At 59.4% G+C, this 12,837-nt stretch carries 14 protein-coding genes; 4 read left to right on the top strand and 10 right to left on the bottom strand.

The genetic code is table 11. From position 1 onward, the window contains the following. Positions 1–15: 15 nt before the first annotated feature. Positions 16–783 carry a glycerophosphodiester phosphodiesterase family protein gene (locus tag ABLN94_RS10100; protein WP_352992042.1) on the bottom strand — a complete coding sequence of 256 codons (768 nt, stop codon included), beginning with the start codon at positions 781–783 and terminating at the stop codon, positions 16–18. Then, positions 780–1,235, bottom strand: coding sequence for a RidA family protein (locus ABLN94_RS10095; protein ID WP_352992040.1), 456 nt, complete (start codon positions 1,233–1,235; stop codon positions 780–782). Before ABLN94_RS10095 ends, ABLN94_RS10100 begins: the two co-directional genes overlap by 4 nt. A gap of 336 nt (positions 1,236–1,571) precedes the next feature. Here ABLN94_RS10095 and ABLN94_RS10090 point away from each other — a divergent pair, with 336 nt between their 5' ends. Together ABLN94_RS10090 and ABLN94_RS10085 are read left to right on the top strand one after the other, a co-directional pair. Further along, positions 1,572–2,342, top strand: a complete 771-nt coding sequence (locus ABLN94_RS10090) for an MlaA family lipoprotein (protein WP_352992173.1) — start codon at positions 1,572–1,574, stop codon at positions 2,340–2,342. Continuing rightward, a complete protein-coding gene (locus tag ABLN94_RS10085; RefSeq protein ID WP_352992038.1) occupies positions 2,332–2,940 on the top strand; it encodes an MlaC/ttg2D family ABC transporter substrate-binding protein in 609 nt (202 codons plus the stop codon). Before ABLN94_RS10090 ends, ABLN94_RS10085 begins: the two co-directional genes overlap by 11 nt. Before the next feature lie 57 nt (positions 2,941–2,997). Here the strand turns inward: ABLN94_RS10085 and ABLN94_RS10080 are convergent, their stop codons facing one another. From ABLN94_RS10080 to ABLN94_RS10065, 4 genes are read right to left on the bottom strand one after another with little or no spacing between them, the layout of a single operon-like run. Then, a complete protein-coding gene (locus ABLN94_RS10080; protein ID WP_352992036.1) occupies positions 2,998–4,095 on the bottom strand; it encodes an ABC transporter ATP-binding protein in 1,098 nt (365 codons plus the stop codon). 5 nt (positions 4,096–4,100) lie between these two features. Then, the gene (locus tag ABLN94_RS10075) at positions 4,101–5,000 is read right to left on the bottom strand and encodes a carbohydrate ABC transporter permease (RefSeq protein WP_352992034.1); all 900 of its coding nucleotides are present in this window, start codon (positions 4,998–5,000) and stop codon (positions 4,101–4,103) included. Further along, positions 4,993–5,865 (bottom strand): carbohydrate ABC transporter permease, encoded by an 873-nt coding sequence (locus ABLN94_RS10070; protein WP_170488259.1) that lies wholly within the window; start codon positions 5,863–5,865, stop codon positions 4,993–4,995. Before ABLN94_RS10070 ends, ABLN94_RS10075 begins: the two co-directional genes overlap by 8 nt. A gap of 57 nt (positions 5,866–5,922) precedes the next feature. Next, positions 5,923–7,167, bottom strand: a complete 1,245-nt coding sequence (locus tag ABLN94_RS10065) for an ABC transporter substrate-binding protein (RefSeq protein ID WP_352992032.1) — start codon at positions 7,165–7,167, stop codon at positions 5,923–5,925. Positions 7,168–7,386: 219 nt separating this feature from the next. Between ABLN94_RS10065 and ABLN94_RS10060 the strand changes: the two genes are divergently transcribed. Then, entirely contained in the window at positions 7,387–8,124 is a 738-nt protein-coding gene (locus tag ABLN94_RS10060; RefSeq protein WP_352992030.1) for a response regulator transcription factor, read from the top strand. Further along, positions 8,121–9,572: a sensor histidine kinase gene (locus tag ABLN94_RS10055; RefSeq protein WP_352992028.1), complete on the top strand. Its 1,452-nt coding sequence runs from the start codon at positions 8,121–8,123 to the stop codon at positions 9,570–9,572. The genes ABLN94_RS10060 and ABLN94_RS10055 overlap by 4 nt, the downstream gene beginning before the upstream one ends. A gap of 4 nt (positions 9,573–9,576) precedes the next feature. Here the strand turns inward: ABLN94_RS10055 and fliP are convergent, their stop codons facing one another. From fliP to fliF, 4 genes are read right to left on the bottom strand one after another with little or no spacing between them, the layout of a single operon-like run. Beyond that, complete coding sequence (gene fliP / locus ABLN94_RS10050; protein WP_352992026.1) at positions 9,577–10,308, bottom strand: flagellar type III secretion system pore protein FliP; 732 nt, start codon at positions 10,306–10,308, stop codon at positions 9,577–9,579. Next, complete coding sequence (locus ABLN94_RS10045) at positions 10,308–10,595, bottom strand: FliM/FliN family flagellar motor C-terminal domain-containing protein (RefSeq protein WP_352992024.1); 288 nt, start codon at positions 10,593–10,595, stop codon at positions 10,308–10,310. The genes fliP and ABLN94_RS10045 overlap by 1 nt, the downstream gene beginning before the upstream one ends. Then, positions 10,588–11,184, bottom strand: coding sequence for an ABC transporter ATP-binding protein (locus ABLN94_RS10040; protein ID WP_352992022.1), 597 nt, complete (start codon positions 11,182–11,184; stop codon positions 10,588–10,590). Before ABLN94_RS10040 ends, ABLN94_RS10045 begins: the two co-directional genes overlap by 8 nt. Next, the gene (gene fliF / locus ABLN94_RS10035; RefSeq protein ID WP_352992020.1) at positions 11,184–12,773 is read right to left on the bottom strand and encodes a flagellar basal-body MS-ring/collar protein FliF; all 1,590 of its coding nucleotides are present in this window, start codon (positions 12,771–12,773) and stop codon (positions 11,184–11,186) included. Before fliF ends, ABLN94_RS10040 begins: the two co-directional genes overlap by 1 nt. Positions 12,774–12,837: the final 64 nt, after the last annotated feature.

Here is a 12,837-nt window from a genome sequence, read left to right as displayed (position 1 = left end):
CGGTGGGGGCAGGGTTCAACCCGGGTGCTGGGCCAAATACCCTTCGAAGGTCACATTGTCGGCAACAGCGCGGGCCTCTGCCTCTTGTTCGGGCGAGCGCACGGTCCAACACAAGATCGGCACACCGCGCGCTTTCAGTTCAGCCACGCGGGGCCGGGACAGATCGGCGACCTCATGGCTGATGAAACTGGCACCAACCCTTTCGAAATCGGGAATGTCGCGCAGGTGATCGCAGACCTTCTGCGGCAACAATTCGACCTTGGGCTGAAATGAGCACGTCACAATGCCGCGCGGCAGATGCGGAGCAAGACGGGCCAACTCAGCAACGCTGTTGGGGTTGAAAGACATCAGCGCCACCGGGCCGTCATAACCCCGCAACGCGCGCACGGCATCGGCCTCAAGCCGTCCGACATTGGTGCCCATTGCACCATCCTGGTCCTTGAACTCGATCAGCAAGGGCACTTTACCGCCCACCATCTCAAGCACTTCGTCCAGCGTCGGTATGCCGTCATCGGCATGCAGCAAAGGGGTGGCCTGAGCCTGCGATGCCGAAATCTGCTGGATTGGACCAGACTGCCCGGTCAGGCGGGTCATGTCATAGTCATGGAACACCATTGCCTGGTTGTCCGAAGTCAGCTGTAGATCAATTTCAATCCCGTAACCGGCCTCGATGGCGGCACGGATTGCCGCCCGGCTGTTTTCCGGGCGGTTATCGGTCTTGTCATGCAGCGCTCGATGCGCGATCGGAGCCTGCAGGAATACGGACGGTAAAGACGGGGTCATTGGACCTCGAAAATGCCTTCGATTTCGACGGCTACGCCCAACGGCAGCGCCGCGGCGCTAACGGCGGAACGGGAATGACGGCCTGCATCGCCCAGCGCCTCGACCAGGAAATCCGACGCACCATTAATCACCTGTGGCTGCGCGGTGAAATCTGCGGTCGAGTTCACGAAACCGGTTAGCTTGATCACCTTCACCAGCTTGTTGATGTCCCCGTCACAGGCCGCCTTGACCTGCGCCAGCAGGTTGATGGCGCAGACCTTTGCGGCCTCAGCACCAGCCTCGATCTCCATGTCATCACCCAGCTTACCGGTGATCAGATCATCTGCCTTGGAAATCTGGCCTGATACATAAACGATGTTTCCCACGCGCACGAAGGGGACATAGTTGGCCGCGGGCGCGGGCGCGTCCGGCAGAGTGACGCCCAGGCTTTCCAGTTTCGCTGCGATGCTCATGAGGTTTCCTCCAAATCTTTGAGTCGCGGCGAAGCTAACCGGGAAAGGCAGGTTCGGAAAGTACGAAAACAGGGATGGACGTGCCTGAAAGGTGCGCGTAACTCTTCTTATTCCGAACGGTTGGACCCGTGCCGCTTTACCTCGGCCTGTCGGGCGGGTTAAACGCTATCTGTTTCGTTTTGGTTTTGAAACGTATATGTGAACTCGGATTGGGCCGCGCTATGTGGCCATAGGCAGTATTGATTGATAGTTCGGGCAGACGATCCCGAATGGTTTGGAGTGGCAAAGACCGTGTTGAGCAGACCCCGCCTGAAACATCTGATCGTTCTGTCCCTGATGACAGTCTTGAGCGCCTGCGCCACGCGACCACCCGAGGGCACGCCTCCGAGTGAAGTGTTTGACCCCTACGAAAACACCAACCGGGGCATTCACAAATTCAATCTCGGCGTGGACAGGTTCCTGTTCCGCCCGGCCTCGAAAGGCTACGTGAAAATCGTGCCTGATCCGATGGTGACCAGCTTCAACCATTTCGCCGAAAACCTGACGATGCCTGGGCAAGCGCTGGATTACCTGCTGCAAGGCAATATCAAGCAATCTGGCAATGCGTTGCTGCGCTTTGTGGTCAACACCACGGTGGGTGGCGCAGGCCTGTCTGATCCCGCTGCCGAGCTGAACCTGCCGCCGGTGGATACCGATTTCGGCGAAACCCTGCACGTCTGGGGCGTCGGCGAGGGCGCCTATGTCGAGCTCCCTTTCTATGGCCCCTCAACGCAGCGGGATTCGATTGGTGTAATCGTCAACCTGTTCTCTAACCCGATCAATTTCAGCCCGGTCCGGCCGGTCGACAATATCGGCGTCTATGCCGAGATCGTGCGCCGGATGGGCGACCGGGGGCGGTTCTCGGACACGGTCGACTCAATTCTCTATGAAAGTGCCGACAGTTACAGGCAGGCTCAAACAATTTACATCCAAAACCGCCGCTTCGAACTGGCACGGGATGATGAGGACGCCTATTTGGGTCTGTATGATGACCCCTATGCCGAAACCGGGACCGACCCTGTCATGGACCCCTACATAGACCCCTACGAGGACCCCTATGCCGAATAAAAATTTAAATCGACGTAGTTTTATCGCAACTGGACTGGCCGGCGCCATGCTGACCGCCCTGCCCGCATTTGCCCAAACCGAGGCCAGCGCCAAAGCTCTCGTTGTCAGTGTTGTCGACGATATCAACCGCGTGATTGCTTCGGGCAAATCCGAAAAAGCCATGATCCGCGACTTCGAGAAAATCTTTGTGCGGTATGCCGATGTGCCGATCATGGCGCGTTATGTGCTGGGTGCCGATGGCCGCTCGGCCAGCCCGTCGCAGATCAAACAGTTCACTAAGGCATTTCAGGGCTATATCTCGAACAAATACGGGCGTCGTTTCCGTGAATTCATTGGCGGTCAGGTCACCGTGCGCAACGCCCGCAAGATCAAGGCAGGTTACGAGGTGCGCACCTCGGTCAAGCTGCAGGGCTCGTCGCCGTTCGAAGTGACCTTCCTGGTTTCGGACAAATCGGGCAGCGACAAGTTCTTCAACATGTTCATCGAAGGGGTGAATATGTTGTTGACCGAACGGACCGAGATTGGCGCGATGCTGGATGCCCGGGGCGGGGACCTGAACCGTCTGATCAAGGACATGAACCGGAACAAAGTCAGCTGATCTGGTTCATAGGTTGAAAAAGCGCCGCGCAAAGCCAATCGCGCGGCGCTTTTTTTTTCAGTTCAGGCGCTCGCCGGTTTCCTTGGCGAAGTAGGACACCTTGCTCATGTCGAACGCGAGGTTCAGCATCTTGCCTGCCTGTGCGGTGGTTTCCGCGTGCAGACGCGCAGTGACCTGCTTTCCCCCCAGTTCTGACACGACGTAAGTGTCAGCCCCGGCTGGCTCGACCATGTCGACCATGCAGGGGGCTTCTTGTACGCCATCACCTGCCCGGAACCCGGCCTCGGCGATGTCTTCGGGGCGCAGTCCAAGGATCACGTCCTGCGGCAATGACAGGTCGCGCGCGTCGTTCAGAACCAGTGTCTCGCCGGTTTCGCGGGCGATGGCGATCTGCGTCCCGGACCCGTTCTTGGTGGCTTGCGCCGGGATCAGGTTCATAGCCGGCGATCCCATGAAATCGGCCACGAACAGGTTAGCCGGATTGTTGTAGATCTCAGCCGGGGTGCCGATTTGCTGCACGACACCACCTTTCAGAACGACAATTTTGGTCGCCAGCGTCATCGCCTCGATCTGGTCGTGGGTTACGTAAACGATGGACGCATCCAGCGTCTGGTGCAGCTTTTTGATCTCGGTCCGCATCTCGACCCGCAGCTTTGCGTCGAGGTTGGACAAAGGCTCATCAAACAGGAACAGCTTGGGGTCGCGCACCAACGCCCGACCCATCGCCACACGCTGACGCTGACCGCCCGACAATTGGCTGGGGCGGCGGTTCAGCAAAGGCTCGATCTGCAGCAGCGAGGCGACCTCCTTAAGCTTGGCGTCCTGTGTGGCCTGATCGACCCCGCGGACCTTCATCCCGAAGGTGATGTTCTTTGCCACCGTCATGGTCGGGTAAAGCGCATAGGACTGGAACACCATCGCGATGTCGCGGTCCTTGGGGCTGACATGAGTCATGTCGTTGCCGCCGATGGACAGGGTACCGCCGGTGATCTCCTCAAGCCCTGCAATACAGTTCAGCAGGGTGGATTTACCGCAACCCGAAGGGCCGACCAGCACCAGGAAGTCGCCCGGATCGATCGAGATGTTGATGTCCTTCAGAATCTCGGTCGCACCGTAGTTCTTATAAAGGTTGTTTATATCAAGGATGGGAGCCATGGGTCTTATCCCTTCACAGAGCCAGCGGTCAGGCCGCGGATGAAATACTTACCGGCAACGACATAGACGAGCAGCGTCGGCAGCCCCGCGATGATCGCGGCGGCCATGTCGACGTTGTATTCTTTGACGCCGGTGGTGGAGTTTACGATGTTGTTGAGCGCCACGGTCACGGGCTGCGTGCCCGCTTGGCTGAACGACACACCGAACAGGAAGTCGTTCCAGATCTGCGTGAACTGCCAGATCACGGTCACCACGATGATGGGCAGCGACAGCGGCAGGAAGATCGACCAGAAGATCCGCAGGAACCCGGCCCCGTCAACGCGGGCGGCCTTGGTCAGTTCGGACGGAATGGTGACATAGTAGTTGCGGAAGAAGAGCGTGGTGAAACCCAGCCCGTAGATCACATGGACAAAGATCAGGCCCGGAATGGTCCCGGCGATCCCCATCATGCCCAGCAGACGCGCCATTGGCAGCAGAACCACCTGAAACGGAATGAAGCAGCCAAACAGCATCAGCGAGAAGATGATGTTCGCCCCTTTGAACCGCCATTGAGCCACGACATAGCCATTCAGCGCGCCCAGCAGGGTCGAGATCGCCACCGCAGGCACCGCAATCAGGACCGAGTTCCAGAAATAGGGCCGCAGGCCTTCACACTGGATACCGGTACAGGCCCCGGACCACGCGGTTTTCCAGGCATCGAAGCTGACTTCACGAGGCAGGGAAATCAGACTGCCGGTTCGGATTTCCTCGAGGCTTTTCAGAGATGTAGTCAACATCACAAAAAGCGGCATCAGGTAGTACAGCGCGAACAGGCTCAGCAGGACATAGAGCAACCAACGCAGGGCAATCTTGCCCGTGGCGCTTTGGGTGCGGGTTTCGGTATGGGGCATCGACAGATCAGTCATTTTTAGCCCTCAGCTCTGAGTAAAGGTAAGGAACCACGATGGCAAAGACGACCAGCATCATGATCATCGCGGAGGACGCCGCCTGACCGATATCGCCGCGTGAAAAGGCCATTGCGTACATGTAGGTTGCCGGCAGGTCGGTCGCATAGCCCGGACCGCCACCTGTCAGGGCGATGACAAGGTCAAAGCTCTTGATTGCAAGGTGCGCCAGCACGATGAAGGCGGACAGGAAGATCGGGGCCATCGAGGGGATGATGATTGCCGTATAGATGCGCCATGTGGGGATACCATCGACCTGCGCGGCCTTGATGATCTCTCCATCCACCGAACGCAGCCCAGCCAGGAACAGCGCCATGACGAAGCCCGAGCTTTGCCAGATCGCGGCCATCACGATGGTGTAGATGGCGTAATCGGGGTTCACCAGCCAGTCGAATTTGAAATTCGGAAAGCCCCATCCCTGCACCATGGACTCGATACCCAGACCCGGGTTCAAAATCCACTTCCACGCGGTGCCGGTCACGATCATCGACAGCGCCATCGGGTACAGGTAGATGGTGCGGATTGCCCCTTCGACGCGGATCTTCTGATCCAGCAGGATGGCTAGCAACAGGCCCAGCACCATCGCGATCACGATGAACAGCGCGCCAAAGATGTACAGGTTGTTGATTGCCGTATCCCAGCGAGGGGAGTCGAACAGGCGTTCATATTGGATGAAGCCCTTGATCTCGTATTTCGGCAGTAGTTTCGATCGGGTTAGCGACACCCATGCGGTCCATCCGATAAAACCGTAGACAAAGATCAACACGGCGATGAACGACGGTGCCAGCACCACCTTGGGAAGGTGGTTTTCCAGCCATTCGGACATTTTTTCCTCCGGGGAAAGATGCTCTGCCCCTCAGTATAGGGGGCAGAGCGAGTTGGATCAGTAGCTGTTTGCTACCGCGTCCGCCAATTGCTGAACTGCATCAGCCGAGGACATATCCGAGTTGAAATGCGCGGTCACAACGTCGGTGATCGCACCGGACTGCGACCCGCGCAGAGCCATGCCATGAGCATAGGACGGCAGCAGCGAGCCTGCGTCCGAAGTCGCGCCCATATCTTCTGCCGACAGGTTGGCGCAGATGTCGAAGTCATCCAGTGCAACGTCGGTCCGCGCCGGAATCGACCCTTTGTTCAGGTTGAACACTTTCTGGAAGTTCGGCGCGACGATCAGCTTGGCCAACAGGTCCTGACCGGCTTTCTTGTCGTCCCCATCCACATCGAACATGGCGAAGCTGTCGACATTGTACAGGTAACCGTCGCCGGGGGTCGAGGCGCACAGGAAATCTTCGCCGGGGGTCTTGCCAGCCGCCAGGAATTCACCTTTGGCCCAGTCGCCCATGATCTGGAACGCTGCTTCGCCGTTCATGACCATCGCGGTGGCCAGGTTCCAATCGCGGCCCGAGAAGTTCTCGTCCACATAGCCGCGCATTAGTCGCATCTGGTCAAACACCTGCACCATCGTGTCCGAGGTCAACGCCTCGGGATCCAAATCAACCAGCGCCTTTTGGTAGAACTCAGGCCCGCCAATGCCTAGCAGAACCGCTTCGAATACGGTCGCGTCCTGCCACGACTGACCGCCATGGGCCAACGGGATCACGCCGGCATCCATCAGTTTGACGGCAGCCGCGTTGAATTCGTCCCAAGTGGTCGGCATTTCGACACCATTGGCGGCCAGAATATCGGCGTTGGCCCAAATCCAGTCCACGCGGTGCACGTTCACCGGCGCGGCGCACCATGCGCCTTCGCACATCATGTGGCCCGCGATGGATGCAGGCAGCACATCAGCCCAACCTTCGGCCTCGGCCACGGATGAGATGTCTGCCAGAACGCCTTCTTCATACCATTCCTGAATGGCGGGGCCTTTCAGCTGAACGGCGGTCGGCGCGTTACCCGCAAGAACCCGGGCGCGCAGCGCGGTCATGGCCGCATCGCCACCCCCACCGGCCACCGGCATATCGGTCCAGGTGCCACCGTTCGAGGCAAATTCTTCCTGCAATACGGCCACCGATTTGGCCTCACCGCCCGATGTCCACCAATGCAGAACCTCGGCCTGCGGACCGGCCAGAACCGACGACCCGGCTACCACGGCCAAAGTCGAAACGGTCGCAAATGCAAAACGCTTCATTTCTTGTCTCCTCCCTAGAGAACCTAGTGACTGCAAAAGCAGCGATGCCCGACATACTGCGGCCAGATTGCCGTCTGGCAACGTGTAATCCGGGGCGAATGCACGCCAACGCCCAAAAATTCACCGCTTTTGTTACAGCGTGTTACGTTGACATTGAATCTGTTTCCATTCGTTACAATGCATGGCGTCGGAGGAGCAGAAACTGGGAGGACAAACCGCGTGAGCATTCCGCGACTTTTGGTGGTGGATGACGACCCCGAGATGCGGTCGATGATGACCCAGTTCCTGCAGCAGAACGGATTCATCGCCCTGCCCGCGAGTTCTGAAAACGAAATCCGGTCGCATCTGACCGCAGGCCGGGTCGACCTGATCCTGCTGGACGTGATGCTGGGGGATGAGAACGGTGTAGAAATCTGCGCCCGCCTGCGGGCCGAGCAGGATGTTCCGATCATTCTGGTCTCGGCCCTGTCCGCCGATCATCAGCGCATGGCGGGGTATGAGGTCGGGGCCGATGACTATATCGCCAAGCCGTTCAACCCCCAACTGCTACTGGCCCGCGTCCGCGCGGTGATGCAGCGCGCCCGTCGCACGCCTTCGCTGGCCTATCGCCGCCGGACCAAGAGCTTTCGGTTCAACAACTGGAGCTATGACGGTAAACGCGATGAGGTTCACTCGCCCGAAGGATATCTGGTGTCGCTGTCGCAACGGGAGACCGCGCTGCTCAAGGTTCTGCTGGCCAACCCGCATATCCCCCTGACACGGGATGAGATCGCCGCTGCGCTGGACGTCACCGGCAGCGCCGACAAGCCCGAGGCTCAGGGCCGCGCCATCGACATGCTGGTCGGGCGGCTGCGGTCCAAGATTGAGGCCAACCCGAAAGACCCGCAGATGCTACGCACCGAGCGTGGGGTCGGTTACGTCTTCGCCGCCGAGGTCTCGGTGGAAGAGGACGCATGACAACGCGCGCCCCGCGCCTGCGCAGCCTTGGCTGGATCTGGACCGGGGCGGCCTTTGCCTCGGGCCTGCTTGCGGCAGGTTTATGGTTCGCTTCTGCCCGCGCGTGGGATGATTTCCTGACCCGCGCCTTTGTCTCCGGTTTTGCGATCTACGAGGATTTGCGCGTGGGCCAGACCCCGCCGCCGGGGATCACGATCACGCCCTTGTCGCCAGAGGCGGCGCAACTGGCCGCTTCCGGGCAATTCGCGCAATTGCCCAACCTGTCGGACCGCAGCTTTGTAACCAACCTGTCGATCCTGACTGACAACACCACCCCCCTGGCAGGACGCGAACTGACTCTTGCGATAATGTCGGACCGGCTTGTCTATCCGGTATCGGATATCCTGTCCCGCATCGACCAGACCGGGGCGGAAAAGATGGGCAATCTGACCCGCTTGCTAGCCACCTATTGCAGCGAACCAATCCTGATCGCTCGGTTTGGACGCAATGACTGGCAGCAGGTTGACGGCACCGAAATCTGGGGCTGCAAGGCCGCACCCGCCGACCTGCGCCTGCCCGCCATTCTGGTCGCGATTGTAGCGCTGGCGGTCATTCTGACCTCTATTGGAAATGTCTCGGACAGCTTCACCCGATTTTCCCAAGCTCTGCGTGACCGCAAACGCCGTGGCGGGCCGAACAGCTATGACGCTGATGGTCCTGCGGAACTGCGAGAAATCGTCTCGGCCGTTAATGACCATCTGGATGCCGAACGAATGCAACTGGAAAAACGGGCCACTGTTCTGTCCGGTGTCAGTCACGATTTAGGTACACCCGCCACTCGCGTCCGCCTGAGGGCTGCGCTGATCTCTGATCACGAGTTGCGCGAAAAGCTGGAAGCCGACGTTGACCAGATGACCGGCATGATCGAAAGCGTGCTCACCTATACGCGGTCAGAGCTGAGCGTCGAGAAACCGCAGCAGATTTCGCTGACAGCGCTGGTCGAGTCCCTTGTGTCCGACTACCAGGACATGGATCTGCCTGTGACACTTAGGAAAGTCGATCCGGTAGCGGTCGAGGGCGCACCCTCGGTTTTCATGTCTCGCAGGGGTCACGGGTCATTGCCCGAGACACGTCGAATTCTGGTGATGGCGCGACCGATTTCACTGAAACGCGCACTGACCAACCTGATCGACAACGCGCTTAAATATGGTCGCCACGCCGAGGTTCAACTGGAAACCGACGCACGCACCGCCACCATCACTGTCGAAGACAAAGGCACCGATCTTTCCGTCTCGGATATCGAGGCGCTGATGGCCCCGTTTCGGCGCGGCTCCAACACCGGGTCCTCAGACGGGTTCGGGCTCGGCCTGACCATCGTCGCCACGATTGCGGAACAGCACGGTGGTTCGCTGAGTTTCGAGGCCGGAGATCAGGGCCTGCGCGCGCAACTCCAGATCACCCGGCAGTGACAGCTCAGCTCATGTAGCTGCGCACGAGCGCCCCGGCGATCAGCGACCAGCCATCAGCGATGACGAAAAAGGCCAGCTTGAATGGCAGCGACACGGTCGCGGGCGGCACCATCATCATCCCCATCGACATCAACACCGCCGCCACTACAAGGTCGATGATCAGAAACGGCAGAAAGATCAGGAAACCGATCTGAAAGGCGCGGGCGATCTCGGACAGCATGAAGGACGGCATCAGGATCGACAGCGGTGCCTCGGGCGTCAAGGCAACCGTATCACCGCCGGGCCGTAAGGCTGCCATGGCGTGAAACGTATCCGGGTCCAGCCGCGCGGCCATGAAAACGCGGAAGGGTTGGATCGCGATCTGCAACGCCGGTTCTACTTCCATCGTTTCTTCGACCATCGGGCGGATGCCGGTGGCCCAGGCCTCGGAGAAGACCGGCTCCATGATGAAATAGGTTAGGAACAGGGCCAGGCTGACGATCAGCATGTTGGGCGGCGATTGCTGCAAGCCGATGCCCTGCCGCAGGATCGCCAGAACAGTGATCAGAAACGGAAAGCAGGTGATCATAATCGCCAGTCCCGGTGCGAGGCTGAGGATCGTGATCAACAGGATCAACTGGATGGTGCGCGCTGAGATTGAGCCGCCTTCGCCCAGAGACAGCGACAGCTCTTGCGCCGCAGCCAGCGAGGGCGACAGTGTCGCCAACGCGACAACCAGCCAGAACAAACCCCGCATCAACCAAGCCCGTTCTGCAAATCCGCAATCTCAGTCAGACGCACGGCGAGTTGCCCGGCCTGATCGCCCTCCATCTCTTCCAGCAAGCCACGAGCGACAAGCTGGTCTCCGACATAAAGGTCCACCGGGTCCTCGACCCGTTTGTCCAGCGTCAGAACGGCATTTTCACCCATGTTCAGCAAGTCTCGGATCAGTGGGCGCGCACGGCCGACCGAGACCGTAACCTCGATCGGAACGGCCCCAAACGGGTTGGCTTTTTCGTGTTTTGGGGTCTGGGGATCACTCATGGTTCTCAGCCTCTTTTGCCTCAAATACATATGCGTCGAATGCCCCTGCGACCGAGGCGAGCAGACCGCTGCAATCCACCTCGCGCTGCAAGATTCCGACCTGCAAACGAGCCTGCCCGGCCCCCAGAGACGGCTCTTCGATCACGCGGGTGGGCGCGGACAGGTCCTGAGGCAGCATGTCTTCCACCTCAATCGCGCAGCCTGTGGGCACAAAGATCTGCATCGGCTGACCAATCTGATCACTCGCCATGTCTGACATCTGCTCCACCAGCCGGACGGCAAAGCTCCGCTCCAGCGTTTCTGGCAGGACGGCATTCACCAAGCTTTGGAACATCGGTTCCAATGACAGGGTCATCCGTGTGATGGCCTCGTGGTAGGTAAAGGACATATCCTCAAGCGATTTGGCCAGTTCGGCCGAGACCTGCCCGCGGCTCTGCTCCTGCGCCTGAACCGCGTCTTCCCATCCGGCGCTGTAGCCCTGCTCGAAGGACGCGAGTCGCTGTTCCTCCAACGCGTCCTCATCCAGTAGGTGCAGTTTCCCGCCCCCGGCCTGTAGTGTGAAATCTTCAAGAAGATGGGCAATCGACATCAGACACGCTCCTCGCCTTCTTCGAGCCAACTGCGCAGGATTTCGACCGTCTCTTCCTGTTTGTCGCCGATCATCGCCCGCAAGCGGTCCACCGGATCGGTACCTGGCTGACTCGCCAATGCGGGAACGTCGCCAGCAGAGGTTTGCCCCGGAAGCGAGGTGAATTGCCCGTTCTCTTCGGTCGCAATCTCTCCGGTCAGAAATGCCTCGGGTTCGGGGGACTCCTCGGCAGGCAGTAATGCCGGGCCCATCGCAGGTTTTGTCAGGATCGGGCGGATCACGAACAGCCCAAGAACCAGAGAGACAAGCGCCAGAACGGTCATCTGGATCAACGAAATCGCGTCGAAATGCACTTTCTGCCAGATCGAGGCAGACGCCAGCGTGCCCTGCGGTTCGACCACCGGAAGGTCCAGCGATTTCAGAGTAATGACGTCTCCGCGGGCCTCATCAAAACCAACGGCCGAGGCCACAAGTTCTTTCAACGCATCCATTTCCGTCTCGGGCATGGGTTCAAAACTTTCCACCCCGGATGCGTCTAACGTGCGTGTCCCGTTGACCAGAACTGCCACGGTCAGCCGCTTGATCGCCCCTGGGGCATTGTGGACCTCCAGCTCGGTTTCCGAGACCTCATAATTCACGCGCTCCCGCGTTTGCGTTGCGTTTGAGTTCGACTCGTCTCCACCCGCGCCGTCTCCGTCGGGCAAATTCGATGCCACGGTGACATCGGCGGACTGGTTGCGGGCACTGTCTGAGCGTTCCTCGATATCGGTGCTGATGGCGACGCGCCCGTTGGGATCAAAGCGGCGTTCACGGATGGATTCGGTTTTGGTCACCGTATCGACGCTGACTTCGACCACCGCATTTCCGGCACCGACGCGTGCCTCGACCAACCGCATCACCCGTTCACGCAGCTGACGCGCCTTGTCATCCGCTGAATCGTTGGCACCAGCTGTCTCCTGCGCACCAATCACAGCCCCGTTCGAGTCGACCACCGTGACCTTCTCGGGTGCCAGTCCACTAACCGCAGAAGCCACCAGAAACCGGATCGCCTTGGCTTGATCGGATGTGATCTGAGCCCCCGATGGCACCAGATACACGGAAGCCGTTGGCGCCACGCTGCGCTGGAACGGATTGGTCGACCCATTGGCGATATGAATCCGCGCCTGATTGATATGAGGGCTGCCGACGATTGTGCGGGCTAACTCACCCTCTTTCGCGCGCCAATACGCAGCGTCAAACATCTGCGATGTGGTGCCGAAACCGCTGAGCGAATCCAGCAGTTCATAGCCCTGATTGCCGTTGGCGGGCAGGCCTTCGCTGGCCAGCGTCAGGCGTAGTTCGTCCCGCTGCGACCCAGGCACATAGATCGAGCCGCCTCGAATTTCATACGCAACCCCGCGCTGATCAAGCGAACGGACAATGTCCCCAGCTGCGCCGCTTTCCAGCCCGGCATAGAGCAAGGTCATCGATGGCGCAGTCACCAGACGCGACATCGCAAGGACCCCAAGAAAAACCAGCACGACAGCACCGGCGACGATGATTTGTTTACGCCTGTCCAAACTTGCCCAGACAGTTCCGATCTGCTGCACGCTCACCTCCGACTCGCCGACATTCTGCCTGACGCATCCCCTGTTTGGACGAATGCCCTTAACA

This window comes from Ruegeria sp. SCP11 (genome assembly GCF_040329455.1).
Lineage (GTDB): Bacteria > Pseudomonadota > Alphaproteobacteria > Rhodobacterales > Rhodobacteraceae > Ruegeria > Ruegeria atlantica_E.
The sequence above is the reverse complement of the archived record's forward strand: the minus strand, read 5'-3'. Positions and strand labels throughout refer to the sequence as shown.

Bases quoted from the DNA above. Each gene is read 5' to 3' on its own strand.
- ABLN94_RS10100 (WP_352992042.1), bottom strand. From the start codon at position 783: ATGACCCCGTCTTTACCGTCCGTATTCCTGCAGGCTCCGATCGCGCAT.
- ABLN94_RS10095 (WP_352992040.1), bottom strand. From the start codon at position 1,235: ATGAGCATCGCAGCGAAACTGGAAAGCCTGGGCGTCACTCTGCCGGAC.
- ABLN94_RS10090 (WP_352992173.1), top strand. From the start codon at position 1,572: ATGACAGTCTTGAGCGCCTGCGCCACGCGACCACCCGAGGGCACGCCT.
- ABLN94_RS10085 (WP_352992038.1), top strand. From the start codon at position 2,332: ATGCCGAATAAAAATTTAAATCGACGTAGTTTTATCGCAACTGGACTG.
- ABLN94_RS10080 (WP_352992036.1), bottom strand. From the start codon at position 4,095: ATGGCTCCCATCCTTGATATAAACAACCTTTATAAGAACTACGGTGCG.
- ABLN94_RS10075 (WP_352992034.1), bottom strand. From the start codon at position 5,000: ATGACTGATCTGTCGATGCCCCATACCGAAACCCGCACCCAAAGCGCC.
- ABLN94_RS10070 (WP_170488259.1), bottom strand. From the start codon at position 5,865: ATGTCCGAATGGCTGGAAAACCACCTTCCCAAGGTGGTGCTGGCACCG.
- ABLN94_RS10065 (WP_352992032.1), bottom strand. From the start codon at position 7,167: ATGAAGCGTTTTGCATTTGCGACCGTTTCGACTTTGGCCGTGGTAGCC.
- ABLN94_RS10055 (WP_352992028.1), top strand. From the start codon at position 8,121: ATGACAACGCGCGCCCCGCGCCTGCGCAGCCTTGGCTGGATCTGGACC.
- fliP (WP_352992026.1), bottom strand. From the start codon at position 10,308: ATGCGGGGTTTGTTCTGGCTGGTTGTCGCGTTGGCGACACTGTCGCCC.
- ABLN94_RS10045 (WP_352992024.1), bottom strand. From the start codon at position 10,595: ATGAGTGATCCCCAGACCCCAAAACACGAAAAAGCCAACCCGTTTGGG.
- ABLN94_RS10040 (WP_352992022.1), bottom strand. From the start codon at position 11,184: ATGTCGATTGCCCATCTTCTTGAAGATTTCACACTACAGGCCGGGGGC.